Annotated in this window: 31 protein-coding genes; 10 read left to right on the top strand and 21 right to left on the bottom strand. The window is 47.0% G+C overall.

Going from position 1 to position 24,922, the window contains the following annotated elements; translation table 11 throughout:
* Positions 1–23: 23 nt before the first annotated feature.
* From MOZ60_RS00690 to MOZ60_RS00675, 4 genes are read right to left on the bottom strand one after another with little or no spacing between them, the layout of a single operon-like run.
* Entirely contained in the window at positions 24–746 is a 723-nt protein-coding gene (locus tag MOZ60_RS00690; protein ID WP_277635591.1) for a TrmH family RNA methyltransferase, read from the bottom strand.
* Complete coding sequence (locus MOZ60_RS00685; RefSeq protein ID WP_370595291.1) at positions 730–1,995, bottom strand: peptidase U32 family protein; 1,266 nt, start codon at positions 1,993–1,995, stop codon at positions 730–732. Before MOZ60_RS00685 ends, MOZ60_RS00690 begins: the two co-directional genes overlap by 17 nt.
* Complete coding sequence (locus tag MOZ60_RS00680; protein WP_370595290.1) at positions 1,958–2,860, bottom strand: U32 family peptidase; 903 nt, start codon at positions 2,858–2,860, stop codon at positions 1,958–1,960. Before MOZ60_RS00680 ends, MOZ60_RS00685 begins: the two co-directional genes overlap by 38 nt.
* Positions 2,861–2,913: 53 nt before the next feature.
* Entirely contained in the window at positions 2,914–4,116 is a 1,203-nt protein-coding gene (locus tag MOZ60_RS00675) for a bifunctional folylpolyglutamate synthase/dihydrofolate synthase (protein ID WP_370595289.1), read from the bottom strand.
* 212 nt (positions 4,117–4,328) lie between these two features.
* On the opposite strand from MOZ60_RS00675, the gene MOZ60_RS00670 reads away from it, so the two are divergent.
* The 4 genes from MOZ60_RS00670 to MOZ60_RS00655 are packed head-to-tail and all read left to right on the top strand — an operon-like array spanning position 4,329 to position 7,738.
* The gene (locus tag MOZ60_RS00670; RefSeq protein ID WP_370595288.1) at positions 4,329–4,913 is read left to right on the top strand and encodes an energy coupling factor transporter S component ThiW; all 585 of its coding nucleotides are present in this window, start codon (positions 4,329–4,331) and stop codon (positions 4,911–4,913) included.
* A gap of 56 nt (positions 4,914–4,969) precedes the next feature.
* The gene (locus MOZ60_RS00665) at positions 4,970–5,617 is read left to right on the top strand and encodes a YggS family pyridoxal phosphate-dependent enzyme (RefSeq protein WP_370595287.1); all 648 of its coding nucleotides are present in this window, start codon (positions 4,970–4,972) and stop codon (positions 5,615–5,617) included.
* A 2-nt stretch (positions 5,618–5,619) separates the two neighbouring features.
* Positions 5,620–6,855: a pyridoxal phosphate-dependent aminotransferase gene (locus MOZ60_RS00660; RefSeq protein ID WP_370595286.1), complete on the top strand. Its 1,236-nt coding sequence runs from the start codon at positions 5,620–5,622 to the stop codon at positions 6,853–6,855.
* A gap of 19 nt (positions 6,856–6,874) precedes the next feature.
* Positions 6,875–7,738 carry a zinc dependent phospholipase C family protein gene (locus MOZ60_RS00655; RefSeq protein ID WP_370595285.1) on the top strand — a complete coding sequence of 288 codons (864 nt, stop codon included), beginning with the start codon at positions 6,875–6,877 and terminating at the stop codon, positions 7,736–7,738.
* 95 nt (positions 7,739–7,833) lie between these two features.
* Here MOZ60_RS00655 and MOZ60_RS00650 read toward each other — a convergent pair whose 3' ends face one another.
* Together MOZ60_RS00650 and MOZ60_RS00645 are read right to left on the bottom strand one after the other, a co-directional pair.
* Positions 7,834–8,010, bottom strand: a complete 177-nt coding sequence (locus tag MOZ60_RS00650) for a hypothetical protein (protein WP_370595284.1) — start codon at positions 8,008–8,010, stop codon at positions 7,834–7,836.
* Positions 8,010–8,315, bottom strand: a complete 306-nt coding sequence (locus MOZ60_RS00645; RefSeq protein WP_277645039.1) for a hypothetical protein — start codon at positions 8,313–8,315, stop codon at positions 8,010–8,012. Before MOZ60_RS00645 ends, MOZ60_RS00650 begins: the two co-directional genes overlap by 1 nt.
* Positions 8,316–8,546: 231 nt before the next feature.
* Here MOZ60_RS00645 and MOZ60_RS00640 point away from each other — a divergent pair, with 231 nt between their 5' ends.
* The gene (locus MOZ60_RS00640) at positions 8,547–8,723 is read left to right on the top strand and encodes a hypothetical protein (RefSeq protein WP_370595283.1); all 177 of its coding nucleotides are present in this window, start codon (positions 8,547–8,549) and stop codon (positions 8,721–8,723) included.
* Between the two features lie 62 nt (positions 8,724–8,785).
* On the opposite strand, the gene MOZ60_RS00635 is transcribed toward MOZ60_RS00640, so the two are convergent.
* The 5 genes from MOZ60_RS00635 to MOZ60_RS00615 form a co-directional block, all read right to left on the bottom strand.
* Entirely contained in the window at positions 8,786–9,178 is a 393-nt protein-coding gene (locus tag MOZ60_RS00635) for an Inorganic pyrophosphatase (RefSeq protein ID WP_370595282.1), read from the bottom strand.
* Between the two features lie 62 nt (positions 9,179–9,240).
* On the bottom strand, positions 9,241–10,329 hold the full coding sequence (pdxR, locus tag MOZ60_RS00630) for a MocR-like pyridoxine biosynthesis transcription factor PdxR (RefSeq protein ID WP_370595281.1): 1,089 nt from the start codon (positions 10,327–10,329) through the stop codon (positions 9,241–9,243).
* Entirely contained in the window at positions 10,319–10,876 is a 558-nt protein-coding gene (locus MOZ60_RS00625) for a 3'-5' exonuclease (protein ID WP_370595280.1), read from the bottom strand. The genes pdxR and MOZ60_RS00625 overlap by 11 nt, the downstream gene beginning before the upstream one ends.
* On the bottom strand, positions 10,873–11,214 hold the full coding sequence (locus MOZ60_RS00620; RefSeq protein ID WP_245309300.1) for an ArsR/SmtB family transcription factor: 342 nt from the start codon (positions 11,212–11,214) through the stop codon (positions 10,873–10,875). Before MOZ60_RS00620 ends, MOZ60_RS00625 begins: the two co-directional genes overlap by 4 nt.
* Positions 11,211–11,672, bottom strand: a complete 462-nt coding sequence (locus MOZ60_RS00615) for a hypothetical protein (protein WP_370595279.1) — start codon at positions 11,670–11,672, stop codon at positions 11,211–11,213. Before MOZ60_RS00615 ends, MOZ60_RS00620 begins: the two co-directional genes overlap by 4 nt.
* Positions 11,673–11,761: 89 nt before the next feature.
* On the opposite strand from MOZ60_RS00615, the gene tgt reads away from it, so the two are divergent.
* From tgt to MOZ60_RS00600, 3 genes are read left to right on the top strand one after another with little or no spacing between them, the layout of a single operon-like run.
* Positions 11,762–12,892 carry a tRNA guanosine(34) transglycosylase Tgt gene (gene tgt / locus MOZ60_RS00610; RefSeq protein ID WP_277008482.1) on the top strand — a complete coding sequence of 377 codons (1,131 nt, stop codon included), beginning with the start codon at positions 11,762–11,764 and terminating at the stop codon, positions 12,890–12,892.
* Positions 12,893–12,909: 17 nt separating this feature from the next.
* Positions 12,910–13,941: a tRNA preQ1(34) S-adenosylmethionine ribosyltransferase-isomerase QueA gene (queA, locus tag MOZ60_RS00605; RefSeq protein ID WP_108774468.1), complete on the top strand. Its 1,032-nt coding sequence runs from the start codon at positions 12,910–12,912 to the stop codon at positions 13,939–13,941.
* Entirely contained in the window at positions 13,934–14,620 is a 687-nt protein-coding gene (locus MOZ60_RS00600) for an epoxyqueuosine reductase QueH (protein WP_370595278.1), read from the top strand. Before queA ends, MOZ60_RS00600 begins: the two co-directional genes overlap by 8 nt.
* Before the next feature lie 27 nt (positions 14,621–14,647).
* Here MOZ60_RS00600 and MOZ60_RS00595 read toward each other — a convergent pair whose 3' ends face one another.
* Together MOZ60_RS00595 and MOZ60_RS00590 are read right to left on the bottom strand one after the other, a co-directional pair.
* A complete protein-coding gene (locus MOZ60_RS00595; RefSeq protein ID WP_108773959.1) occupies positions 14,648–14,962 on the bottom strand; it encodes a hypothetical protein in 315 nt (104 codons plus the stop codon).
* Positions 14,955–15,533, bottom strand: a complete 579-nt coding sequence (locus MOZ60_RS00590) for a TetR/AcrR family transcriptional regulator (RefSeq protein ID WP_370595277.1) — start codon at positions 15,531–15,533, stop codon at positions 14,955–14,957. The genes MOZ60_RS00595 and MOZ60_RS00590 overlap by 8 nt, the downstream gene beginning before the upstream one ends.
* A gap of 90 nt (positions 15,534–15,623) precedes the next feature.
* On the opposite strand from MOZ60_RS00590, the gene MOZ60_RS00585 reads away from it, so the two are divergent.
* On the top strand, positions 15,624–16,412 hold the full coding sequence (locus MOZ60_RS00585; RefSeq protein WP_370595276.1) for a putative RNA methyltransferase: 789 nt from the start codon (positions 15,624–15,626) through the stop codon (positions 16,410–16,412).
* Between the two features lie 4 nt (positions 16,413–16,416).
* Here MOZ60_RS00585 and MOZ60_RS00580 read toward each other — a convergent pair whose 3' ends face one another.
* The 6 genes from MOZ60_RS00580 to MOZ60_RS00555 are packed head-to-tail and all read right to left on the bottom strand — an operon-like array spanning position 16,417 to position 20,470.
* The gene (locus tag MOZ60_RS00580) at positions 16,417–16,938 is read right to left on the bottom strand and encodes a hypothetical protein (RefSeq protein ID WP_135358277.1); all 522 of its coding nucleotides are present in this window, start codon (positions 16,936–16,938) and stop codon (positions 16,417–16,419) included.
* Entirely contained in the window at positions 16,922–17,329 is a 408-nt protein-coding gene (locus MOZ60_RS00575) for a hypothetical protein (protein ID WP_370595275.1), read from the bottom strand. The genes MOZ60_RS00580 and MOZ60_RS00575 overlap by 17 nt, the downstream gene beginning before the upstream one ends.
* Positions 17,330–17,356: 27 nt before the next feature.
* Entirely contained in the window at positions 17,357–18,538 is a 1,182-nt protein-coding gene (locus MOZ60_RS00570; protein ID WP_370595274.1) for an NAD(P)-dependent malic enzyme, read from the bottom strand.
* Complete coding sequence (locus MOZ60_RS00565) at positions 18,535–19,074, bottom strand: Fe-S-containing hydro-lyase (RefSeq protein WP_277635496.1); 540 nt, start codon at positions 19,072–19,074, stop codon at positions 18,535–18,537. The genes MOZ60_RS00570 and MOZ60_RS00565 overlap by 4 nt, the downstream gene beginning before the upstream one ends.
* Positions 19,074–19,913, bottom strand: coding sequence for a fumarate hydratase (locus tag MOZ60_RS00560; protein WP_370595273.1), 840 nt, complete (start codon positions 19,911–19,913; stop codon positions 19,074–19,076). The genes MOZ60_RS00565 and MOZ60_RS00560 overlap by 1 nt, the downstream gene beginning before the upstream one ends.
* Positions 19,914–19,963: 50 nt before the next feature.
* The gene (locus MOZ60_RS00555; RefSeq protein ID WP_370595272.1) at positions 19,964–20,470 is read right to left on the bottom strand and encodes a helix-turn-helix domain-containing protein; all 507 of its coding nucleotides are present in this window, start codon (positions 20,468–20,470) and stop codon (positions 19,964–19,966) included.
* Between the two features lie 159 nt (positions 20,471–20,629).
* Here MOZ60_RS00555 and htpG point away from each other — a divergent pair, with 159 nt between their 5' ends.
* Positions 20,630–22,633, top strand: coding sequence for a molecular chaperone HtpG (gene htpG, locus MOZ60_RS00550; protein WP_370595271.1), 2,004 nt, complete (start codon positions 20,630–20,632; stop codon positions 22,631–22,633).
* A gap of 149 nt (positions 22,634–22,782) precedes the next feature.
* Here htpG and MOZ60_RS00545 read toward each other — a convergent pair whose 3' ends face one another.
* Both MOZ60_RS00545 and MOZ60_RS00540 read right to left on the bottom strand, forming a co-directional pair.
* The gene (locus tag MOZ60_RS00545; protein WP_370595270.1) at positions 22,783–23,352 is read right to left on the bottom strand and encodes a hypothetical protein; all 570 of its coding nucleotides are present in this window, start codon (positions 23,350–23,352) and stop codon (positions 22,783–22,785) included.
* A 427-nt stretch (positions 23,353–23,779) separates the two neighbouring features.
* A complete protein-coding gene (locus MOZ60_RS00540) occupies positions 23,780–24,247 on the bottom strand; it encodes a hypothetical protein (protein ID WP_370595269.1) in 468 nt (155 codons plus the stop codon).
* Between the last annotated feature and the right edge of the window lie 675 nt (positions 24,248–24,922).

Here is a 24,922-nt window from a genome sequence, read left to right as displayed (position 1 = left end):
CCGGAATGAAAATTCGCGGAGAATCAGGCATTTCTCTGCCGGAATCCTTCAAAAGCAATCGCTGCTGCTGCCCCGGCTGCGTTCAATGCGGCTCTGAAATCGTTTGCATACGGAATATAGATGTTCTGGTCCATCTGCGCCAGTACTTTGGAAGACAAGCCGCGCATCTCTCCGCCGATGGCAATCAGGCATGGTCCTGCATAACTTGCATCCCAATAGGCAATGGCATCTCTGCGCATGGCCGCATACGCCTTCAGGCCCTGTTTCTTCAAGGCGGCAATATCACCAGGAAGATCTTCACTCATGATGACATTGAGATATTCACTGGCACCGGCACTGGATTTCAGGATCGTGGATTCCACCTTCTCCCAGCTGCGCTTTGGCAGCAGTAAGCCGCTTGCCCCGGCACTGTATAAAGAGCGCATGATATAGCCAAGGTTAAAGGGATCTTCCACCCCTTCTACGACAAAAACATAGGGATTTTCCGTGATCACATCAGACAATTGCTGAAACCGGCGCGGCTGCACCTGTGCAATCAGACCGCCATGGGTTCTTCCCTGGGCATGTGCCTCAATCCATGAGCGGGATTTCAAAATGACCGGAATGTTTTTTTCCTGTGCTTTTCTGACAATGAAGTGTGCATCTTTATCATGGCGTGCCTCATCCAGATAAACTGCCTCAATCTGTCTGCTGCCTGCCAGCATTGCGGCCTTGACACTGAGGCCTCCTTCAATCTGTATCATCATCTGCTGCCTTTCTGATAATATCTCCTGCTGCTAATTCTTCCTTTGTCACAAAGTGAATGATGGACATCGGCTTGCGCACAGTTTCCAGATACTCTTCCTGATCATTCTGAACCGATGAAAGCGTGATATCCCTGATTTCTCTGCCAGGAGAAAGCACTTCTGCTTTTTCACCATTGTCAAAGGCATTGCGCACCTGCATCCAGGCTGTATGTGAATCACGGTCATAGCGCATAATCGTACCCAGAAAATCATGATTGACATGGTTATTGCTGTTTTCGTGATAAATGATGGAATCTTTTGCGGCAATACCGCCATAGAAGCCATCGCACACTTCCCTGTTTTCCCCTCTCATAATCTGGGCAATGTGTTTTTCCAGACTCTCATCAGAGATACTGCCATCATGTTCATACAGATCATCGATCAGCCGGCGGTATCCCGACACAACATTGGCAACATAGTATTCCGTCTTCATTCTTCCTTCGATCTTCAGGGAAGATACGCCGGCTGCCATCAGGTCTTTGATCCACCTGCCTGCCATCAGGTCGCGGGACCCCATCGTAAACCAGCTGTTTTCATCATTGATCTGTGTGTCACCTGCAAACAGACGGTACTGCCAGCGGCAGCTCTGGGCACAGCCGCCCCGGTTGGCATCGCGCAGCGTCATCCGGTTGGACAGTGTACATCTGCCCGAGTAATTCACACACATGCCGCCATGGATGAAGGCCTCTGTTTCCACCGGACATTCTTTTGTAATTGCCTGTACTTCCGCCATCGTGCATTCTCTACCCAGCACGACCCTGTCAATGCCGAGTGTTTCATGCAGAAACTTTGCGGCCCTCACATTGGTAATGGACATCTGGGTGCTGCCATGCACTTCAATGTGACTGGTATTTTCTTTGATCAGTTTCATGATCGCTGGAGAGGCGACAATTGCCGCATCCACGCCGGCATCTTCCAACGCCTGCACATATTCCTTCAGGCCAATGAAATCTTCTGCATGCGGAATTACATTCACGGTAACATGCACTCTGGCATGATGGGCATGGGCAAAATCACATGCTGCCTTGATATCTGTCATCGTAAAGTTGGAAGCTCTTGAGCGCAGAGAGAAATTCATGCCGCCAAGATATACGGCATCGGCGCCGTATAAGATGGCAGTACGCGCTCTGGCAAGATCTCCAGCCGGGGCAAGAAGCTCCGGCTTCTTCAGCTCACCGGACGGTTTTTTCATGATAGTATCCACTGTCATACGTCTTCTCTCCTGTTCCTGTCATCACTTCATCGCGCACAGTTTCTGCATCTTCTCCGTGCAGAATGCGGCTGTATCCTTTGATACTTTCAAAATAGGCCAGACGGTCTTCATACAGACCCGAAAGCAGATAGCGGCATATGCCGGCCTGCATGAACCGGTTCATCTCCAGCCAGGATTCCAGCCTGTCATCACTGTAGATGATCGTGCCGTTTTCATCCTCAAACACAGGCATTTTTCCCTGCCGTTTGGCTTCCTGCAGAAAAAGATCATTCCGTTCTTTGAATTCTTTCATACAGGAGAATGCCTGTTTCCAGGAAGAAAGCAATGGCCGCCGTGAGCGGGAAAGCACAGGATGTCCATGGATGAACAGGATGGCATCCCGATTGGTCTTTGCGGCATCGATTGTTTCTTCGATTGTCAGCAGTGGAGATACAACAGCCCCGGCCAGGCGGCAGCTGTGCCAGAAGGCAATATCTTCAGCGCTTGTCAACAGGGTATCCGGATCATAGATGAGCCTGTTTTCCATATGGTGAGCCCTGGCGGTTTCCAGCACGGCGAGATCAGCAAAGTAAAGATGTGTGATGTCCTGACTGAGATATGCAAACAGATCATCCAGCATATTCACTTCTTCCTGGGCAAAGATCTTGTTGACAAGAAGTGCTGCCTGCATGCCAAAGGCATGTGCCGATGCGGCCAGATCAAGCGCATCCTGAAGATTCATTTTGTGGGCAGATGTAAAACTGTATCCGGACAGCGGAATCAGAATTTCAGTGGCACCAGCATTGGCCAGAGCTGGAAGATCCCGCTTTTGTTCGATCAATGCTGTCAATGTATACTGCATTTTGATAGTTCCTTTCTTCATTGCTTTGCTGTTCTATGATATCCAATACTGCTGGAAATGCACTGTTTTCTGCTTTAAGGCACAGGATGAAGCATGTTTCTGACAAATGAAATAAAGTGCAGGGATCCTGCTGCGATCACAAAGCCATTGTCTTTTCTTTGTTCTTTGGCATATGCAATTGCTTTAACAGGATCCGCGATCAGGATAGCGCCTGGTATACAAAGATCCTGCAGGGAATCTGCTCTGGCATCCTGAAATGATGTGATGATGACTTCATCGCATACCTTTTTCAGCATCAATGCCATTTCGTGTCCCGGCTTATCCCGCAAAGCACTGAATACAGCCGTCTTAGGTCCGGGCATTTCTGCAAGCGTCCTGCACAAAGCTTCCATACCTTCTTTGTTGTGTGCCCCATCCACAATGACACATGGATGTTTGCAAATCATTTCAAAGCGTCCCGGCCATCTGGTCTGTTCAATGGCTTGATGAATGGCGGGTGTATGGATATTGATGCCAAGCAGAAAAGCTGCCTGTAATGCCAGTGCGGCATTGGCTTTCTGGTAGTGGGCAGGCATAGACAGATGGTATATGTCATGATCTAAGGAAAATGCCTGTGGGCCCCGGTCATACCATGGTCTTGCATATGTTAAAGCACAGTGCTGCCGGTATGCCCATGAGGATATGACGGATCTGGCATGAGGATCGTGTGTGCCGCATAAGCCATGACCGTATGGCTTGAGAATGCCGGCTTTGGCAAAGGCAATCTGTGACAGCCTGGATCCCAGGATCTGCATGTGGTCATAGCTGATGGTTGTGATGATGGCAAGTGAGGGCACCGGGATCACATTCGTGCTGTCATCCCGGCCGCCGATGCCGGCTTCAATGATGGCAATATCGACGCCTTCTGTTGCAAACCAGTGCATGGCAATCAGAAAATCAATTTCAAACATGCCAAGATCATATTTCAATATGACTGGCAGCAGACTGTTCAGCAGATTGACAAAGGCATCATGGGGAATCCATGTGCTGTTGATGCGGATGCGGTCATTGTGGCAGACAAGATGGGGAGAAGTAAACATGCCTGTTTTGATTCCATTTGCCATCAGAATTTCCTGCAGAAAGGCACAGGTGGAACCCTTGCCATTGGTGCCGGCCACATGAATACACCGGATCCTGTTCTGGACATCACCTGTTTCATGCAGGGCATCGCGCAGCGGCTGCAGGCCATGGTGCCTGCTTTTTCTTTCCATTACCCAGTTTTCATCATATACTGCCATAATCCTTCTCCTTTCGTGTCCATGGTATCACATTGCTTTTTTCTTGCCTGATCATTGTGTATGCGTTACAGTATGGCCGTCAACAGTCCGCGTCAAGTGCTGTGTACCGGGAAGTACATGGACGAAAAGAACCAAATTCTTGCGGTGAGCTGTATGATTCCCAAAACGTGAATATGACCTCCTTCACGGGTTGGTGAAAGGAGGTTTTTTATATGAAAAAAGAAATGTGGAAGTCATCTGCAGAAAAGCTGAAATCGGTGCGCTGGCTGGCTGTCATGGCCATCTTTCTTGCCCTGCGCATTGTTGTTTCCCGCTTTTCCATTCCGGTCGGCGTCAACCTGTATTTCTCGTTTGACTTTCTGATCAATGCGATCTGCGGCATGGTGCTGGGACCAACAGCAGGCATTGTCTTTGCGGTCGTGGAGGACATCATGTCCTATATGCTGTTTCCAGATGGCTATGGCTTCTTTGCCGGCTATACCATGACCGCAGCACTTGGCATTCTGTGCTATGCAGTATGCATGTATGATCAGAAACAGTCCGTGCTCAAGATTGCCATTGCCAAAGCGGTTTCTTCCTTTGGCATCAATGTCATGCTGGGATCCTATTGGACATATGTTCTGACCGGCGGCAGTAAGGCATATCTGTACTATGCCGGCAAGAGTCTGTTCAAGAATGCCGTATTGTATCCTTTCCAGGTACTGGCCATTGTCCTGCTTGTGAATCTGCTGATTCCCTATCTTTCCCGCCATCATTTTATCAAGGCACAGAAATCACCGATGTCATTCATCGCCTGATGTATTTTTGCGCTTGCTTCTGAACAGGTGCTCATCTGCAGGAGTATAATAGCCGTATGATTCAGGCACATTATGAAAAAGTGAAGAAAGCCTGTGATGAACAGGCACGGCTGTGTGTGGTGAGCAAGAAACGCTCCAAAGAAGAAATCATGTCCTATTACGATGCTGGTGAGCGGATCTTTGGTGAAAACCACGCCCAGGAGCTGCTTGGCAAGATTGACCTGCCTGCCGATATCCAGTGGCAGTTTATCGGTCATCTGCAGCGCAACAAAGTCAAAAGTATCGTTCCGTATGTTTCCTGCATCCAGTCTCTGGATTCTCTGGAACTGGCAAAGGAAATTGACAAACAGTGTGCAAAGCTGAACAAGACGATGGATGTGCTGTGTGAGTTTCACATGGCAGATGAAGATGAGAACAAGTCTGGTCATGATCCGGCTGATGTGGATGCCTTTGTCAAATCATGCATGCAGTTTGCGCATCTGAATGTATGCGGCATCATGGCTATGGGACCGCATACGAATGATACAGAACGAATCCGGGATGTGTTTATGAAAACACATGCTTTGTATGTGCATCTGCAGAGTCTGTATGGTGCCAGCCAGATTCATACCCTTTCCATGGGTATGAGCAGTGATTATGAAATAGCACTCGCCTGTGGATCAAATATGGTCCGGGTGGGAACATATCTGTTTAAGGAGGACTGAACATGTCATTTGTCAGAAAAAGTGCTGATTTAACCCCGATTGTCGATACGGTCTTTGCCGTGATTGCCAAAGCGAAGAAAGATGCTGCGGTCAATGGTGATGCCGTTGTGAATGCGACCATTGGTTCTCTGTATGATGAAGACAATCATCTGGTTGCTTACGATACTGTCTTCAACCACTATGATGCAATTGATCACCGCATCAAGGCTTCTTATGCAGCAAGCTTTACTGGCAATCCGGATTACCGTGATCAGGTGTATCAGTGGGTGACGTATGGCCAGAAGCTCGATCTTGCCCATACCGTGATTGCCACACCGGGTGGATCTGGTGCTGTTTCCATTGGCTTTACAACCTTCCTGGATGAGGGTGAAACGGTCATTCTGCCAGAAATTGCCTGGGGTTCTTATGCATTGATGGCACATGAAAACAATCTGAATTACATCACATACAAGAATTTTGATGGTGACAGCTTCAATCTGGAAAGCCTGAAGGAATGTGTCAGCACAGTCAAGGCAAAGCAGGACAGAGTTGTGATTGTGCTCAATGATCCCTGCCAGAATCCGACCGGCTATTGTCTGAAAGAACAGGAATGGAAGGATCTTGTCAGCTATCTGAACGAAGCTTCCAAAGACTGCGATATCATTCTGATCAATGATATTGCCTACATTGACTATTCCTACCGTTCCATGGAAGAAGCCAGACATTATATGTCCTATTTCAATGATCTGTCTGACAATGTCATGGTGGAAATCTGCTTCTCCTGCTCCAAGACACTGACCTCCTATGGTCTGCGCTGCGGTGCTGCCATTGTGCTTGCCAAAAAGAAAGAGGATGTCCGGGATGCGGAGATCATCATGGAAAAGAAGGCACGTGCAACCTGGTCCAATATTCCAAATGCGGCCATGGCAAACTTTGTCTGGACAGTGACGGAGAACCGGGATGCATTCCTGAAAGAAAAGCAGAAGTATATTGATCTGATGCGGCAGCGTTCTTCCCTGTTTATCAAAGAGGCTAAGGATGCAGCACTGGACTGCTATCCATATGATGAAGGATTCTTTGTGACTCTGCGTATTCCTGACAATGCGTATCGCAATCGTCTGCACCAGGCACTGATGGACAATCATATTTATACGGTCAGTGTCAATCATGGCATCCGGATTGCGATCTGTTCCCTGCCTCTTGCCAAGTTGCATGGTCTTGCCGCAAAGATCAAGGATATCGCTGAAAAGACAAAATAACTGAAGGAAGGTTTGAATCATGCCAGCAGCAACAACGCATGTAGAATTTGCCAAAGATGTATACCGTTTCCTGCCGGAAGCACAGCAGAAGGAAATTACGGATCTGCCCATGTTCTATATGGGATCCCAGGGACCGGATATGCTGTTCTTTTCACACTTTTCGATCCTTCCCGGCACGCTTGCTCCGATTGGCAGCCGCATGCATGAGGAAAAGATCCGGGAAGTACTTGCTTTCCTGGAAGACTATGCCCACCGGGATCCTGCCCTGCGGTCCTATTTTGATGGGTATCTCTGCCATTATGCGCTGGATCAGAATGAACATCCTTTGATCAATGCCTATGCGCATCATGAAAGTGTGCGTACAGGCCGTACCGAGAGTGAAATTCATTTCCGCATTGAAGGTGAATTTGATGTCTATATTCTGGGACAGCGGGGCAGAAGCTGGAAAGACTATGATGTTTACAAGTATCTTCAGCTTTCAGCGGAAGATACAGAAAAACTTGCTCTGATGTATCAGGCCATGATCAAGAATGTATTTGGCATTGATCTGACTGTGAAGCAGCTGATGGATGATATCCGTGATGTGCACCGGATGACCCGCTATCTCAAGCCGTCAAAGTTCAAGTATCATCTGGCATCCTATGTGGAATCTTTGATCAAGGCGCCAAAGATGGTCAGCGGCATGATGCTTTCTGATGATAAAAAACCAACCGCACTGAATGAAGCACATGAAGTCTGGCATCCTGTCTATGCACCTGCAGAAAGTCATACAGAATCCTTTCTGGATCTGTATGAAAAGGCAGAAAGAGATGCTGTGAAGTGGATCATCCATCATACAGAAGATGATTTCTGCCGGGACTTTGTCGGTGAGCCAATCAAATAAGTTGATGAGATATGACTGTGGATCTTGCCGCAGTCATTTTCTTTTTGCCTGTCAAAATACATGTGCAGGATAACATTTTCAATCCTTAGTCTAAGTTAAAATTCCTGAAGATTCAGTGTATCAAGCAGCCAGAATAAACCTATCATGGCAAGAAAAAAAACAACGAATAATATGATCAAAAGCATGGCCTTTTTCTTTTTCCCTTCTGAAAGATTTTCGTCTGCTTTAAAGATGATGAAAAAGCTGATAAAATTCAAAATCTGTTCTAACATCAGAGGCTCCAGACGCCAGTTTTGGCATATCGGTAAATCGCATTCGCCAGTTTGATTGGCGATACGCCAGGTACACAGGCAGCTCTATTAACGTAATGAACAACGACATGATAAATTTGTGGATAGTATGTAAGAACCCAGATCAGTGCAGTGGCAACTACTGCACTCATTGCCACTTCGGATTCTTCAACTTCTGTGATGGGAGTATCCTGTTGTGGCAGTTCTTTCGCTTCAATCTTTGTGGTACATAGAGAAAAGATCATTGCTAAAACAAGCAGACTTGGAATTGCCTTTTTAAGAATCATTTCTTCCTCCTTCTGATAAAAAGAATTTCAGGTCAAATAAAATGATCAGATCATATATATTCCTGTTTGATCAATTGCAATCTTCCTGATGATGATTCCTTTCTATCCTATTTGGCTAAATTGTAAATTATTATGATTTAAAAAGAAGGCTTCTATATTAATAATGCTTCATATAAAATTATCCTTTTGTATGATGCAGTTACTTTTTTCTTAGAAGTTCCATATCACCCAATGGGGAAGATCTGCAGGCCGCTGTATACACCGGTCATGATTCTGATTCAGATGATTGTGCCCTTTGCCGTGCTTCTCTGGTTCAAGAACCATGCCGCTATGCTATCCCGGCCGGCATGGTATGACAGCGCTGCTGTCCATGCCATCCATCCCCATCAGATTCTCTGGCATGGGTAATTATGATGCCACAAAAAAAGCTGTGAAGGAAAGTTGTTCTTCACAGCCTGATTCTATTCTGCTTAATTATCTGAGACGCCCCAGGAAGGAATCACATTGGACCGGCGAATCAGAACTGTCTTCTGGAAATCGGTCTGGTTCAGGAAGCGGAGCACCGCCATGACTTCCTCTTCCGTGCATCCAATCAGCATCTTGACATCCAGTTCCTTGGTCAGAATGTCAGCAGCGACTACAAGCGCTGTGATCTGGCTGCGGTCACCGCTGCCGGCATAGACGGAGACACCTTCCTCAGTTGTACTTTTCGTATCCCCCAGATGTCCATAGTCTGTTGGATAAACAAGATTGCGGAAAGTATCATGTGCTTCCCCTTTTTTCTTTGTCAATGCTAATTTTCCTGACAAAAAGAGTGTATCTACTTTCTGCCAGAAGAAAGCATTATTTTCATAATCTGCCATTACTGCTACCTCACATATATATGTTAATTATACTAATTTCTTTCACGGTGTAAACACATTCATTATTTTTGAAAACTTTTCAACTGTTTGTGCATTCTCTGCTGGCGTTTTACTCTGTTCAGATGACGTTCAAAACTGCCATTATTCAGCAGTTCGGCAACGGTAAGCTGGTCAAAGGTAGAGACATTGCAGGACAGATCTGCAATCTCTGCAAGCAGCTGCTCTTTTCTTTCCGCGGGCAGAATCATATATGAAATCCTGAAAGATGGTGCAATGGTACGCGTAAAGCTGTTGAGATAGATCACGCTTCTTTCTGGTTCCAGGGCAAACAGTGTTTTCTGGATGGGAGAAGATGCGCCGAATTCGCTGGCATAATCATCTTCGATCAGAATGCCGTGACGCTGACATGCCCATTGCAGATATTCCTGGCGTTTGCCGGCATCGGCACTGACACCAGTTGGATAGGAAGAAACCGGCGTGACATGCAGGATGCGGGCATGGGTGCGCTGCAGTTCACTGGACTTGATGCCATTGGGGCCCATTTGCAGTCTATCTATCTGTACGCCTTCATTTTCATAGATACGTCTGATTCTGGCATAGCTGGGATCCTCAATGCCATAGATATCGTTTCTGGAAAGCATCTGAACGATCAGCGAATAGGCAGATTCACTGCCGGCGGCAATGATGATCTGATCAGGTGCTGCATGCATATCACGGCTGCGGGACAGGTAAGCCGCAATGGCCTGGCGCAGTATCAGGCATCCGCAGCCTTCACTGCGCTCCATGATTTCTTCCTGATATTCACTGAGCACATGGCGCATCGTGGAGGCAAGCTGGGGATACGGAAACAGCTTTGTATAGTCTGCCCGCTTTCTCTCCAGCACAGGTTCTGTGATCGTTCTGGGTGTGGCAAACAGGTCTCCGGATTGATAAACCACTTCATAGCCGCGTCTTTGTCTGGCTGTGATATAGCCTTCTTCATCCAGCAGCCGCATGGCATGCTCGATCGTAATCAAAGAGACGCCATACTGGCTGGCACAGGTTCTTTTGGATGGCAGAAAATGATGCAATGGATAGGCACCATTGATGATCTTGTCTCGCAGATCCTGGTAAACTGCCAGGTACGATGCATCTTTTTTCTTAGAGTTCATAGATTCTTGTATGGCAGACCCTGAGCAGTTCTTCAATGTCAAAGATACCGGTCATATTCATGACTGAGGCGACAATCATCAGGCAGCCGTAGCTGTCAGATAATGCATTGTGGTGATTGAGTTCGATATGAAGATAGTCACACATGTCGCCAAGGCCATGATGCGGCAGCTGCGGAAAGACATGGCGGCTGAGTTCAACCGTATCAAAATAAGAAAGCACGGGAATGGGTTTGCCGGTATTGAGACATGTGTCCTTGAGGCATTTCATATCGAAGCGGGCATTGTGGGCAGTGACCAGTGCACCATCGAGCTGCTGCATCAGATCCGGATAAATCACATCAAACGTCGGGGCATCTTTGACATCCTGGGGATGAATGCCATGGATTCTGACATTCCATTTTGAAAAGTAAGAGACATTGCTTTCCGGATGAATCAATGTATAGTAGCTTTCTTCGCAGGCACCATCTTCCATGGTGGAGATGCCAACCGAACATACCGATGCACTTGCCTGGTTGGCTGTTTCAAAGTCAATTGCAGCGATCTTCATTCGCGGATATGATCCAGTGCCATCTTGTAAATATTCTGGATGTGTTCATCTGCCATGCGGTAATACACATTCTTGCCGGCTTTGCGGGAAGTAACAAGTTTTGTCTTCTTGAGGGATCCAAGCTGATGGGACACAGCACTCTGGCTCATTTCCAGAAGTGCTGAAAGATCGGAAACACACAGTTCCTTTGTAAACAGGACACTCATGATCTTCAAACGCGTACTGTCTGAAAACATCTCAAAGATCATGGACAGTTCATCATATTCTTTCTCTTTCAGCATCTGCTTCCGGCAGGCTTCCATTGCCTCGGGATCCACTGCTGCCATCTCTTTCTTCATGCTTTTCTCCTTCCTGATGACCGCTTCATCTCCTTGCCCGGTGCATACAGATTCATCATGTTGCGGACCCGCATCCGGGAATACATTTCAACACTCTCACTGCTGCCATCAACCAGTTCCACAATCACCTGATCACAGGAGCGATGATACTCATAGTGCCAGGAGACGATTTCATCATAGTAAATCATCGTGCATTCACTGCGATCGCTGCGGTTGTACATCAGCATATACTGACTGCCGAATTGCACAAGAATCCGATCCGGCATGACGGTCAGTGCAAATACGGTCAGAATGACCATCGGCAGCGCAATACCAAACATGTATGGCTTCCATATCAGCAATGCAATGCCAATGGCAAGACAGATAAACAGCAGCCACCATGGCTTGACCCGGATCGATGCCGCATTGCGGCGTACTTCATCTGGAACATTTCGGATTTTAATATACTGCGACTTCATACTTCCCTGATTATACACCGTGCTGTACACTCCCATGCACTGATTTTTCTGATGTATCTGCTATACTAGACAGGCAGAAATGAGGAATTATGAGACCAGTTGAGTTTGAGATTACACATATATGCCGGCAGTCAGGTGCCCGCACCGGTATTCTTCATACACCGCATGGGGATGTGGAAACACCGATGTTCATGCCGGTAGGCACACAGGCAACGGTAAAATTCATCTCTCCGGAAGAATTGTATGATATGGGAGCCGGTGTTGTGCTGGCCAATACGTATCATCTGTGGCTGCAGCCAGGCGAGGATATCCTTGTAAAAGCAGGCGGTGTGCAGAAGTTCATGAACTATCATGGCCCGATGTTAACAGACTCCGGCGGCTTTCAGGTATTCTCTCTTGCAAAGCTGCGCAAAATTGAGGAGGAGGGCGTCTCCTTCCGCAATCCCCGCAATGGTGACAAGCTGTTTCTGTCGCCAGAGAAGTCTATTCATATTCAGAACTGCATCGGAGCGGATATCATGATGTCTTTTGATGAGTGCATCCCCTATCCTGCCACGTATGACTATGCAAAGAAATCAATGGAGCGGACTCTGCGCTGGGCCAAGCGCGGCAAGGATGCCAACCAGCGTCCTGATGAGCAGGCATTGTTTGGCATTGTGCAGGGCGGTGACTATGAAGATCTGCGAGACTATTGTGCCGAAAAGCTTGTGGAGATGGACTTTGACGGCTATGCCATCGGCGGCACTTCCGTTGGTGAAGATAAGCCGACAATGTACCGGATGGTGAAATGGTCCCAGGAGAAGCTTCCCTTTGACAAGCCGCGCTATCTGATGGGGGTTGGTGCCGTCAATGATCTGCTGGAAGCTGTTTCCATGAACATTGATATGTGTGACTGTGTGCTGCCGACCCGTATTGCCCGCCATGGCACTTTGATGACAAGTGAGGGCCGCATCAATATCAGCCGGCCGCAGTACCGTGATGATTTTGGACCGCTGGACCCCCAGTGTGACTGCTATACATGCCGGAATTATTCCCGTGCATATCTGCATCATCTGACCCGGGCGAAGGAAGGATTCGGCACCCGCCTGCTGTCGATTCATAACACGCGCTTCCTGCTGAAACTGATGGAAGAGGTACGCCAGGCGATCAAAGAAGACCGCTATGATGATTTCAAGCGGCAGACACTGGCCAGTATGAAGTTTGATGAAAGAGGGTTTTAACAATGGATATCAACAATCTGAAAACAAGTGATTTTGATTATGATCTGCCTAAGGAGCTGATTGCCCAGACACCGTTAAAGGATCGCACAGGCAGCCGCATGATGGTTGTGCATATGAACAGCGGTGAACTGGAAGACAAGCATTTCTATGATATCGTGTCATATTTCCATAAGGGAGATGTACTGGTGCGCAATAACACGCGTGTCATTCCTGCCCGTCTGTATGGTACTAAGGAAGGCACGGGTGCCCATGTGGAACTGCTGCTGTTAAGGCAGATGGAAGATGATGTGTGGGAGTGTCTGGTTGGCAATGCCCATGTCATCAAGCTTGGTACGGTTGTTTCCTTCCATGATGGCAGACTGAAGGCAAAGTGTGTGGAAGTGGAAGACAAGGGCCTGCGCAAGTTCAAGATGATCTATGATGGCATCTTCAATGAGATTCTGGATCAGCTTGGTGAGGTTCCCCTGCCGCCGTACATTCATGAAAAGCTGAATGATCCGGAGCGTTATCAGACGGTGTATTCCAAAGTGGAAGGCAGTGCGGCTGCCCCGACTGCAGGCCTGCACTTCACGCCGGAAATCTTTGCAAAGCTGCGTGAGAAAGGTGTCACAGTCGTAGATGTGACGCTGCATGTGGGTCTTGGTACATTCCGCCCAATGGATACAGAGAATGTCAAGGAACATCAGATGCATGCCGAGGTATGCTATATGTCCAAAGAAGCAGCGGACATCCTGAATCAGGCCAAGGCTGAGGGCAGAAGAATCATTGCCATTGGCACAACTTCTGTCCGTACGCTGGAATCTGTCTGGAACAAGTATGGCAGCTTCCATGAGTGCACGATGGAGACGCGTCTGTTTATCTATCCGGGCTATCAGTACCATACAATCGATGGCATGTTAACAAACTTTCATCTTCCCAAGAGCACATTGATCATGATGATCTGTGCACTGGCTGGCTATGATCTTGTCATGAAGGCTTACAAGCATGCCGTAGATGAGAAGTACCGCTTCTTCTCGTTTGGAGACTGCATGTTCTTAACCCATGAATGAGTCTGAAAAGGAAGAATATCGTACCTATCTAGCCAGCCGGAAATCATCTCAGCGCACCAACTGGTATCTGAAATCACTGGATGAATTGAAGCAGGTAAAGGTATCCGGCACAAAGCCAAAGCTGCTGATGCATGCCTGCTGCGGGCCGTGTGCAGGATGGCCGCTGGAATTTCTGCATGATTATTTTGATATCACGATTCTCTACAACAATTCCAACATCTACCCTGCCAGTGAATATCAGCGGCGTGAACAGGAGCTGGAACGGCTGCTGCCATTATTAGGTATGGATGATGTCAAAGTTGTTGTACCGCCGTATGACAATGCCGCGTATACAAGAGAAGTGCTCAGTGCACGGGCGGATGATCCGGAAGGATGGAAGCGGTGTTTTGGCTGCTATCGGGCACGAATGAAAGAGGGCTTTGCGTATGCCCATGCGCATGGCTTTGCCTGGTTTACGACAGTGATGACAATCTCCCGCCAGAAAGACAGCCAGGTATTGAATCAGATTGGTCTTGAACTGGCGAAAGACTATCCGGATATCCACTACTTTGTATCAGATTTCAAGAAAAAAGGCGGACAGGTCCGCCGGGATGAGATTGTTTCAGAGTTTAACCTGTATCACCAGGATTACTGTGGATGCATTTACTCCTATCATGAAAGACACCAGCATGATGAATAATCATGCCAGTGTCTTTTTTTGTATCTGTTATTCTTCTTCGCTGTCTTTCATGGCATCCAGCTTTTCCTGCAGCATATCCACAAGCTTCTTCTTCGAGCGGATCAATTCCATGACATCTTCCACATCAGACATCTGGGCATTGTTTTCCTTTGCCTCATAGTATGCCTGGCCAAGCTTTGTATATGCCTTGGTAATATCGCGCTGGTTCTGACCGATTTCAGACTGCAGCTTCATCTTCTTTGTCTGGAAGTCTGCCACATCCTTTACTTTCTGTACACCAACGTTGACATACTTTGCGACCATATCTGCGAAATCATTAAACTGCTTGTCAAAATCACTCATTGTTTTCATCCTTTCCGGATCTGTTGATCAGATCCCATACAATCTCTTTGATCTTCTCAGCATCTCTGTCACCCTTGGATACCATGTAGGCAATCCCGCCGGTAATCAGATCTGCATAATAATCTGCGTCACAGATGGCTGTTTTCTTGATACGGTTTCCCTCTTCCAACAGCGTTCTTAACGCCCTGGAACTGGCCTGCTTTGCCTCATGCACACTGCGGCTGCTCAGCGCAGACAGATCCACATCATCCCGCTTGCCTTGCAGCTTTGCGTCCATATCCGCAAAAGACTGAATGCAGTTGTCTATGAACTGATCCACCTGCTGCTTCCAGTCGGTGCTGCTCATATCCTTCATCATTGACTGATTGAATGCATCATTGTATTTCTGGCTGATGGCATCAATCACATCATCCTTTGACTTGAAGTAGTAATAGAACAGTCCCTTAGCAACATCAAGTTCCTTCACGATGTTATTCACTGTCGTGTCCATGATGCCGTTCTCCTTGAACAGCTTCTCCGCCGCATCCACGAATTCCTGTTTTCTCTCTTCTGTGTTCTTACTGTCTTTCATGGATACCTCCTGGATGTTATATAGCATATGACTGACTCCCAGTCAACATTCTTTCTGTCAGCGTCCTGCTGATTTTGTTACAATAGAGCCATGCAAATATTATGTCCGATCTGTCATCAGCCTTTATCTCATCAGGATCATCAGGCCATCTGCCTGAACGGCCATTGCTTTGACTATGCCTCCAGCGGTTATCTGAACCTGTTTCTTTCGCAGAAAAAAGCCCATGGCGACAATAAGGAAATGATTCAGGCCAGAAGTGCATTCCTTGCCAGCGGGGCCTATGGCTTTCTGCGGGATGCGCTTGTCAAAGAGATCGAAGCATATCATCCGGATACATTTCTGGATCTTGCCTGTGGGGAAGGCTATTACACACAGAAGATTCCTGCAAATCAGAAATATGGCATTGATCTGTCCAAGGATGCTTTGAAGCACGCTGCCAGACATGATTCATCCACACAGTATGTGCTGGCATCCATCTTTGATCTGCCCTTTCCTGATGCATGTGCCAATCTGATTCTGACCTGCTTTGCCCCTTTTGCAAAAGATGAAATCGAAAGACTGCTTGTGCCAGGCGGGCATTTTGTCTTTGTCACGCCAGGGCCTGATCATCTGATTGAGATGAAGCAGATTCTCTATGAAAAGCCCTACCGCAATGTCATCAAGCCGCTGGATACCTCCCTGGTACTGACGGATCAAAAGGTCATTACAGATACATTTTGTGTTGCCGCTGATCTGATGCATGCCTTGTTTGCCATGACGCCCTATGCTTATAAAACCGGGATCAAAGGTAAAGAAAAACTGGCACAGGCAGGCTCATTTCCTCTTACCGGCCAGTTTGTCATACGTACCTATCAGAAGCAGCCAGAAAACAGCCTGTGAGATGTCACAGGCTGTTCTCTTCTGGCTTTTCATTTTCGCATGTGGAAACAACAGCATTGCGCTGCTGCAGAGCATCATGGTTCTGCATCTTTTTCAGGCTCGCTCTGACTTCTTCTTTCAGCAGCTTCAGGACATAATCCGTTGACAGAGAAAGATGGGATGCCAACAGATTGACTGGTTTACGCTGGACATACGCGCGCCACAGAAGAGCCCGGCAGCCAGGATCGGGTATATTCTCCAGTACCGTAATAATGTACTGGATCCTGCCCAATACCTGCTGAATTTCCTGTTCTGTCAGGTCTTTCTGATGCATGATTTCCAACCGCGGATCAGACGATGGCTGGTGATTGTCCTTTCCCATGACCTTGGTAAGATCAACAGAATGTACCCCCTCGGCATTGTGAATCAGCTGCCTGCGGTGCAGCTGCAGCTGCTGCAGTCTGCCAAGATCATTGAAGTAACCATGACATGCTTTCTTAAAATACGCAAATGTATACTGATCTGTGCACTCACTGTCCATCGTCATATACCTTCTTCATCCACTTATTCATTGCATATTGCAGCTGTCTTCTGGAAATGTGCAGACGGCTGGCGAGATCTTCCTGTGTATCCAGTTCAATAAAGTGATGCCACAGAATCTGCCTGGCAGATGTCCCGCACAGATTCTCCACGGCTTCAAAGACCTTCTCGATTCTTGCAATGTCTTCCAGCAGATACTGATACAGTTCCAGCTCTCCACAGCCGGTATCATCAGCGACACCGATCTTGATCAGATCAGGTGAAAACGGCATATTCTTAAAATCCGGATGTTCTTTTTCAATGCGCTGTACTTCCGCTTTTTCATGCAGATACAGCCGTCCGGATATTCGGATTGATGTCAGCCAACTTCGATAGCTGCTGTCCTGTGCTTGTGTCATATATTCCCCCACCCCTGTTTTGCGTATTTATGAACGTACAAAGCCAGACCGAACGGCTTCATTGGCAACTGCCTTGGCAACTGCCGGTACAACCCTCTCATCAAACGGCGATGCAATAATGTGATCTATACTGAGATCCTTCTCATCAATCAATGAGGCAATGGCCATGGATGCTGCAATCTTCATGTCTTCCGTGATTCTGGTCGCATGGGCATCCAGGGCACCGCGGAACAGACCCGGGAAAGCAAGCAGATTGTTCACCTGATTAGGATTATCGCTTCTGCCTGTACCCACGATCCATGCCCCGGCATCCTTGGCTTCCTGATATGTGATTTCCGGTTCCGGGTTGGCCATCGGGAAGACAATATTCTTTTCATGCATGGACGCGACCATTTCTTTGGTCACAAGGCGCGGTGCAGAAACACCGATGAAGATATCCGCATCTTTCAGTCCTTCCGCAAGGCTTTGATAATCTCGTCCATCGAGGTTGACATACTGCAGCAGTTCCTGTCGCAGGCCGTCATATTCTTCACGGTGTGAAGGACGCAGGCAGCCGTTGATATCAAAGGCATAGATGTGATGGAAGCCATAATGGTACAGCATCCGGATGATACTGGATCCGGCAGCACCGGTGCCGCTGATGACCACCTTCATGTTCTCCGGTTTTTCATGGCGCAGTTTGAGTGCATTGATCAATGCCGCAAGAACCACAATGGCAGTGCCATGCTGGTCATCATGAAAGACCGGGATATGCATCTGCTCGATCAGTGTGCGCTCAATGGTCACACAGCGCGGTGCCGAGATATCTTCCAGGCAGATGGCACCAAAGCTTGGTTCCAGTGCTTTGACGATGTTGATGATTTCCTGAGGATCCTTGGTGTTCAGGCAGATCGGCCAGCCGTCAATGCCGGCAAACCGCTTCATCAGGAGCGCCTTGCCTTCCATAACCGGCAATGCGGCCTGGGCACCGATATCACCTAAGCCAAGTACGGCCGTACCATCTGAAACAACCGCTACCGTATTGCCGCGGTCGGTATACTTATAGCTGTTTTCAGGGTTTTTCTGGATTTCCAGGCATGGCTGGGCAACACCTGGCGTGTAGGCAATAGAAAGATCATGGGCATCCTGACAGGGAACCTTTGGTTCCACTTTCAGCTTGCCATGATAGCGTGCATGCATCTGCAGAGATTCTTCATAAAGATCACTCATAGCTGGCTTCCTTTCGTATCATAAATATCATTTCCGCTGGCATCGATGCCGACAAAACACGGCAGATCTTTCACGGTCAGCTTTCTGACTGCTTCGGAAAGAAGATCGTCAAAGGCGATGGTTTCACACGATGTGATGCAGTGTGACATCAAAGCACCTGCTCCCCCGACCGCGATGAAATAGATGGCTTTGTTGCGGACAATGGCTTCTTTGACAGCTTCACAACGGCGTCCTTTGCCAATCGTTGCCTTCAGGCCAAGGTCCAGCAGTTTGGGTGTGTAAACATCCATGCGGGAAGAAGTTGTCGGACCGGCTGAGCCAATCAGATGGCGGTCATCACCGGGTGTTGGACCAACGTAGTAAATGACACTGCCATTGAGATCAAATGGCAGCGGCTTACCCTCTTTGATTAACTGGGCCATCCGCTTATGGGCAGCATCTCTGGCTGTATAAATGACGCCTGACAATAATACGCCATCACCGGCATGCAGGCTGGCAATTTCTTCTTCCGTCAGTGGCAGATGAATTTCTTTCATCACAGCACGATCCTTTCATGGCGGCAGGCATGGCAGCAGATATTGACTGCACATGGCAGGCCGGCAATATGGGTTGGATAATACTCTGTCTGTACTTTCAGTACAGTAGTGTGTCCATGCAGGCCCATGGGGCCGATATTAAGTTTGTTAGCTTCACGCAGCAGCTGCTGTTCCAGATCTGCATAGTGGGGATCCGGATTGCTTTGTGACAATGGACGCAGCAGTGCTTTCTTGGCAAGATATGCACTGTAGTCAAAGGTGCCGCCGATGCCGACACCGACAACCATCGGCGGGCAGGCATTGGGACCGGCTGCCTTGATCGCATCCAGCACAAACTGCCTGACACCATCCAGTCCTTCGGCAGGTTTCAGCATCTTGAGTGCTGACATATTCTCTGAGCCAAAGCCCTTTGCCATCAGATCAATCTGGAAAGTATCTCCTTCCACAACATTGGTATAGATGATGGCAGGTGTATTGTCACCGGTATTATGGCGCGCAAACAGCGGGTCATCCACAGCAGAGGCACGCAGATGATTCTTTGTGTATCCATGTGAAACACCTTTCTGGATGTTTTCAACAAGAGAGCCGTTTATGTGGATATCCTGTCCAAGTGTGACATAGGCAGTCACAAGACCAGTATCCTGACAGATGGGCAGATGTTCTCTGACAGCCACATCCGCATTTTCCAGCAGGATATCCATGACCTGGGCTGAGATGCCGGTTTCCTGACTCCTGGCATCCTTGAGGGACTGATAGACATCCGGCTGATAATAGACGGCCATATGGCCGCATGCATCAGAAATCAATGGAACCAATTGCGCAGCTTCAATTTCTCTCATAGGACTATTTTAGTACAAACAAGCCTTGTTTTCTATCTTGAGCGGCCCATTCATCCTTTCTGACTTTCACCGGATTTCTTAACATTCTGTGCCCACTTCTCCATATTCTTCTGAATCTTCATCTGTCTTTTGCGGTTTTCCACCCATTCCATGTCCTGGCGAATATCTTCTTCTTCACTCAGAAAACGGTATCCATGCAGGCACAGTGTCTTGACGGACATCTGTACGTATTCAGGCCGGCGCCGGAATGCCATCACCATATTGATCTCATCCGGTGTCAGGAAATATCTGGCATCCTCTTCATGTGTGTGATAGCCAAGCAGTTCATCCGGTGTGATATGAAAGACATCACAGTACTTGATGATGACCGATGCACCGGGTTCATAATGCCCGTTTTCATAGGCAGAAATGCTGCGGTGGTCAAGGCCGATCTTCTCGCCAAGCTCACGCTGTGTCATTCCTGCTTTGATCCGCAGCTTTCTCATATTGAGATTCACCCTGTGCAGGCTTTCTTCCTGCTTTCTGTCATGATTCTGTCTATGATCTTTGCTAGACATTTCTACACCTCCGCAATTGATTATCAGTTCATCTACTTTGCCATTATAAATGGAACAAGCCTGTTTGCATACTGTCAGATACCGTTTGCAATCATCATATAGGAGTGCTAATATACATTAGCAGTTTAAAAGTAAGAGTGCTAAACGGAGGTGTTGGTTATGGCAAAAAGACAGTTTAAAGCAGAATCAAAGCGGCTGTTGGAATTGATGATCAATTCCATTTACACCAATAAGGAAATCTTCCTGCGTGAGTTGATTTCCAATGCCAGTGATGCGCTGGATAAGCGCCACTATTTATCATTGACGGATCATGATCATCCGGATGATGCAAAGGATCTCAAGATTACGATTGAGCGCCATCCGGATACCCGTCAGCTGGTCATTGAAGACAATGGCGTCGGTATGACGGATGAGGAACTGGAGAAGAATCTTGGCACGATTGCCAGATCCGGTTCCGCTGAGTTCCGTCAGGCAATGGAGAAAGCAGATGAGGACACCAATATCATCGGCCAGTTTGGTGTTGGTTTCTATTCTGCCTTCATGGTTGCCAAGCATGTGCTGGTAGAGACAAAGAGTGTCCACAGTGATCAGGCTTATTCCTGGAGTTCTTCCGGTGAAGACGGCTATGTGATTTCCAAGATTGAAAAGGATGGACCTGGCACCAGAATTACGCTGGATCTCAAGGATGATACAGATGATGAGAAGTATTCTGATTATCTGCAGGAGTACAAGATCCGTGATCTGGTGAAGAAGTACAGTGACTATGTCCGCTATCCGATCGAGATGGAGTGTGAAAAGAGCATTCCGGATCCAACAGATAAGGACAAGACAATCACAACCACAGAGATGCAGACACTGAACTCGATGATACCGCTGTGGAAGAAGAACAAGAATGAGATCAAGCCGGAGGAATACAACGAATTCTACAAGGCTAAGTTTGGTGACTGGGAAGATCCGCAAAAAGTCATCCACTATCATGTGGAAGGCAATGTATCTTACACCGCCCTGCTGTTCATTCCTTCCAAGACACCGTACAACTTCTATTACTCCGATTATGAACCAGGCCTGCAGCTGTATTCCAAGGGTGTGTTTATCCTGGATAAGTGCAAGGATCTGGTGCCGGAGTATTACCGGTTTGTCAGAGGTCTTGTCGACAGTGATGATCTGAATCTGAACATCTCCAGAGAGATGCTGCAGCAGGACCGTCAGGTCAAGGCCATTGCCAAGTCAATTGAAACCAAGGTTCACAATGCCCTGGAGGATATGCTCAAGAATGACCGGGCCGGTTATGAAAAGTTCTTTGACAACTTCGGCCTGAATCTGAAGTATGGTGTCTACCGTGACTATGGCGTAAATAAAGAGAAACTGCAGGATCTGATTCTGTTCAAGTCCAGCAAGGAAGACAAATATGTCACTTTGAAGGAATATACAGACAGAATGCCGAAGGAACAGAAGGCAATCTATTATGCCTGCGGCAGTTCGATTGAAGAGATCAAGCGTTCCCCGATCTTTGCCAAAGTGATTGACAAGGGTTATGAGGTTCTGTACTTCCTGGATGAGCGTGATGAGTTCTTCTCCGGTATCATGCAGTCTTATGCGGATAAGCCGTTCCAGAATATCTCCAAGGGTGATCTGGACCTGGATACAGAGGAAGAGAAGAAAGCCAAGGAGGAGACGGCTGAGAAGAACAAGGATATGCTTACAGCCATCAAGGATGATCTGGATGGCAAGGTCAAGGAAGTGCGTATTTCTTCCCGTCTGAAGGATGATCCGGTGATCATTGTTTCTGATGAAGGTGTTTCCCTGGAGATGGAGAAGTATATGTCACAGGATCCGATGAACCAGCATATCAAGGCTGAAAAGATTCTGGAGATCAATCCTGACCATCCGATCTTCAAAGTTCTGCAGGATGCCTACAAGAATGATAAGGCACAGCTGAAAGACTATGCCGGTGTGCTGTATGATCAGGCAATGTTAATCCAGGGTCTGCCGGTTGATGATCCGGTTGCTTATACCCGCAAGGTGACCGAGCTGATGCTGAAAGCTGCCGGAAGCAACGCAGGCAAAGAAGATCCTGTTGAACCTGCCAGGGCAGAAGAAAACAGCGAAACAGCAGAAACTGAAGAAAAGACAGAAAAAGAGGAAACTGCTGACAATCAGTAACACCCTTGAAAAGACGCATCATGACAATGCGTCTTTTTCATATGCAAGAAATTAGTCTATGCTAATCCTATAACCTCTTAAACTGTCAGGCTTTTGCACCCGATAAGGAGATCACTTCAAATCCCCTGCTGCCATATTGTTACAATCATCTATTTTCCCGAAACAATCACAACACCAACCGGCATCATATGCAGATCGGTACCAAGAGAAGAAAGATCCACAAATCCTGCATAGCCTAGCTTCGGCGTAAAGCCAAGCCTCTCATCCTTCACCGGCTGCGAATTCACATAGATACGGTTCCTGCTAAAATAGATGTCACTGCGTTGCTGCGAAAGAAACTGTGGATTGGCATCCTGTTCCTGCGTCACAGACGTCCCAATTCTCAGCACATTTTTTTCTCCAAGCACAACCACTTCACCTGTCTGATCATTGAACGCAATCGCACCATACTGTCCATCAAGACAATAGATCTTCTCAATCTGCCCTTCATTGTCCACCAGCAAAAGATAGCTCAATGCGTCATGGGGATACTGTGAGGTTCCCTGAGCAAGAATCACATTCTCCCCCTGCTGAAAATCCACGGGATTGATCGCATCATAGCTGATCTCAACATCTGATGTCGTTGTCCTGTTCTGATAGAGCTTTATGCCAAGAAAAACATTCAATCCCAGCGAAACAAGTACAGCGATCAGCAGAATCTTATTTGTCCTATTATTCATTTTTGCACTTATTTTATCTAATATTTCTGTATTTGCTTGTAAGTTCAAACAGTCTTATACATCGACCTTGAGAAGTTTCATTTTACTAAATCACAAATTATAGACGTTGTCACAATCAATCTATCTTTATGGTCTCATCATTTCTATAATATTTTCCTGATAGTTTCTAAATTGCAAAACGCAGTGCAACAGATCTATTGCATTGTATTGGCTTGCATTCCGATCATGTACGCAAGCAAGACAGTCATGAAAGAATCAGGAGACGCTTTTTCTTCCCTCTGCTGCCCGTCTGATCACTATTTCTGCTGCATCCGTATCAGACGAGTTCAAAGCAACAAGCACAGACGGAATGCAAGTTCACATAGCTGTCTGTTCAAAATACACCTGAATACCAGGAAAATTACTACAGGTAATTCATATCTGTCTGTTATTCCGTTTTGTCAATCAGCGGAAGTGTCATAGTATAAGAGAAACCCGGATAGCCGTCACTGCTGTCATATGCAATCTGATATTGATAGTCTTTCATGATAGCTTTGACATCATCCACTTTATCATCCGGAATCTTTACAGATATCTGTTCCTTGGCTGTGCTTGCTGTATACCCTTCAGCGGGACAAAGATCTGTATCATCTGGTGATTCGTCTGCGTTGTCAATAATGGTGACCATGTCCAGAAATTTCTGGTCTTCAATCTGCATACTTCCGGTATGCCTGTTCATTGGCTGATCCAGATGAAGTTCAGTACCGATATCATAGTGATCGCCATGCGGAATAATAAACTGACAGCCTTTTACATGCACTGCCGCATCATCTTTCTTCTGGCATCCACTGAAGATACCAGCAAAAACAAGACACATCGAAAGCAGAATATTCTGTTTTAAAAACTTCGTGACCATGATGGAGAATATGCTCCTTTCCCTCTGGTTACATCTGATTGGACATAAAAGCGCGTTGCTGTAAGATACGAAGTCGTACTGTAGGAAACAGATAGAATCCACAACAAACGACACACTCTCTGATCAGCTTTGACAGCGCTACCTGTGTATTACGCATGTCGAGCTCACCTAAAAAGAGAGTATTATTAAACATAGCTATTTCGGCTTTTTTCCTCAGGGAGTGTACAATAAGCAGAAGCAGCTCAAAACCTGATAAATCAGCAAAATTATACATTTGCATAATAAATCAGTGGTTACAGATATCACCGTTTTTGTACCTGCTGACTGACATACAGATCCCTCAATACTCTTTTCAGAAATACTCTAAATGATAAATGAACTAAATGAAAGAGTTGATGTATTAAAGTCAGCCATTTCTCAATAGTGAAAAGCAAAATGCTTCGTTCACACATGGGGATGAATGCTTTAATAGGACGCATTGATCCTGAATAAATGCTGCTCCTTTAAAGATTCCCCGGTGATATGGCAGTGAAACCACTGTGTTGTTCCTGCCATCAGTTCATTTTCATTCCCGACAATCTCTTCCAGAAGACTGAGAAACGTATGACGATTGTTGAAGGCACACGGAACAGAGACATCAGACCGTTCTGCAGTCTTCCTGATGGGAACCAGATT

The organism is Grylomicrobium aquisgranense, assembly GCF_033971865.1.
GTDB classification, from domain to species: domain Bacteria; phylum Bacillota_I; class Bacilli_A; order Erysipelotrichales; family Erysipelotrichaceae; genus Bulleidia; species Bulleidia massiliensis.
Note: the sequence above shows the minus strand (reverse complement) of the source record. Positions and strands in the feature narration are given on the sequence as shown.

Excerpts from the sequence above, each read along its gene's own strand:
- MOZ60_RS00690 (WP_277635591.1), bottom strand. The coding sequence starts at position 746 with ATGATGATACAGATTGAAGGAGGCCTCAGTGTCAAGGCCGCAATGCTG.
- MOZ60_RS00685 (WP_370595291.1), bottom strand. The coding sequence starts at position 1,995 with ATGACAGTGGATACTATCATGAAAAAACCGTCCGGTGAGCTGAAGAAG.
- MOZ60_RS00680 (WP_370595290.1), bottom strand. The coding sequence starts at position 2,860 with ATGAAGAAAGGAACTATCAAAATGCAGTATACATTGACAGCATTGATC.
- MOZ60_RS00675 (WP_370595289.1), bottom strand. The coding sequence starts at position 4,116 with ATGGCAGTATATGATGAAAACTGGGTAATGGAAAGAAAAAGCAGGCAC.
- MOZ60_RS00670 (WP_370595288.1), top strand. The coding sequence starts at position 4,329 with ATGAAAAAAGAAATGTGGAAGTCATCTGCAGAAAAGCTGAAATCGGTG.
- MOZ60_RS00665 (WP_370595287.1), top strand. The coding sequence starts at position 4,970 with ATGATTCAGGCACATTATGAAAAAGTGAAGAAAGCCTGTGATGAACAG.
- MOZ60_RS00660 (WP_370595286.1), top strand. The coding sequence starts at position 5,620 with ATGTCATTTGTCAGAAAAAGTGCTGATTTAACCCCGATTGTCGATACG.
- MOZ60_RS00655 (WP_370595285.1), top strand. The coding sequence starts at position 6,875 with ATGCCAGCAGCAACAACGCATGTAGAATTTGCCAAAGATGTATACCGT.
- MOZ60_RS00650 (WP_370595284.1), bottom strand. The coding sequence starts at position 8,010 with ATGTTAGAACAGATTTTGAATTTTATCAGCTTTTTCATCATCTTTAAA.
- MOZ60_RS00645 (WP_277645039.1), bottom strand. The coding sequence starts at position 8,315 with ATGATTCTTAAAAAGGCAATTCCAAGTCTGCTTGTTTTAGCAATGATC.
- MOZ60_RS00640 (WP_370595283.1), top strand. The coding sequence starts at position 8,547 with ATGGGGAAGATCTGCAGGCCGCTGTATACACCGGTCATGATTCTGATT.
- MOZ60_RS00635 (WP_370595282.1), bottom strand. The coding sequence starts at position 9,178 with ATGGCAGATTATGAAAATAATGCTTTCTTCTGGCAGAAAGTAGATACA.
- pdxR (WP_370595281.1), bottom strand. The coding sequence starts at position 10,329 with ATGAACTCTAAGAAAAAAGATGCATCGTACCTGGCAGTTTACCAGGAT.
- MOZ60_RS00625 (WP_370595280.1), bottom strand. The coding sequence starts at position 10,876 with ATGAAGATCGCTGCAATTGACTTTGAAACAGCCAACCAGGCAAGTGCA.
- MOZ60_RS00620 (WP_245309300.1), bottom strand. The coding sequence starts at position 11,214 with ATGAAGAAAGAGATGGCAGCAGTGGATCCCGAGGCAATGGAAGCCTGC.
- MOZ60_RS00615 (WP_370595279.1), bottom strand. The coding sequence starts at position 11,672 with ATGAAGTCGCAGTATATTAAAATCCGAAATGTTCCAGATGAAGTACGC.
- tgt (WP_277008482.1), top strand. The coding sequence starts at position 11,762 with ATGAGACCAGTTGAGTTTGAGATTACACATATATGCCGGCAGTCAGGT.
- MOZ60_RS00600 (WP_370595278.1), top strand. The coding sequence starts at position 13,934 with ATGAATGAGTCTGAAAAGGAAGAATATCGTACCTATCTAGCCAGCCGG.
- MOZ60_RS00595 (WP_108773959.1), bottom strand. The coding sequence starts at position 14,962 with ATGAGTGATTTTGACAAGCAGTTTAATGATTTCGCAGATATGGTCGCA.
- MOZ60_RS00590 (WP_370595277.1), bottom strand. The coding sequence starts at position 15,533 with ATGAAAGACAGTAAGAACACAGAAGAGAGAAAACAGGAATTCGTGGAT.
- MOZ60_RS00585 (WP_370595276.1), top strand. The coding sequence starts at position 15,624 with ATGCAAATATTATGTCCGATCTGTCATCAGCCTTTATCTCATCAGGAT.
- MOZ60_RS00580 (WP_135358277.1), bottom strand. The coding sequence starts at position 16,938 with ATGACGATGGACAGTGAGTGCACAGATCAGTATACATTTGCGTATTTT.
- MOZ60_RS00575 (WP_370595275.1), bottom strand. The coding sequence starts at position 17,329 with ATGACACAAGCACAGGACAGCAGCTATCGAAGTTGGCTGACATCAATC.
- MOZ60_RS00570 (WP_370595274.1), bottom strand. The coding sequence starts at position 18,538 with ATGAGTGATCTTTATGAAGAATCTCTGCAGATGCATGCACGCTATCAT.
- MOZ60_RS00565 (WP_277635496.1), bottom strand. The coding sequence starts at position 19,074 with ATGAAAGAAATTCATCTGCCACTGACGGAAGAAGAAATTGCCAGCCTG.
- MOZ60_RS00560 (WP_370595273.1), bottom strand. The coding sequence starts at position 19,913 with ATGAGAGAAATTGAAGCTGCGCAATTGGTTCCATTGATTTCTGATGCA.
- MOZ60_RS00555 (WP_370595272.1), bottom strand. The coding sequence starts at position 20,470 with ATGTCTAGCAAAGATCATAGACAGAATCATGACAGAAAGCAGGAAGAA.
- htpG (WP_370595271.1), top strand. The coding sequence starts at position 20,630 with ATGGCAAAAAGACAGTTTAAAGCAGAATCAAAGCGGCTGTTGGAATTG.
- MOZ60_RS00545 (WP_370595270.1), bottom strand. The coding sequence starts at position 23,352 with ATGAATAATAGGACAAATAAGATTCTGCTGATCGCTGTACTTGTTTCG.
- MOZ60_RS00540 (WP_370595269.1), bottom strand. The coding sequence starts at position 24,247 with ATGGTCACGAAGTTTTTAAAACAGAATATTCTGCTTTCGATGTGTCTT.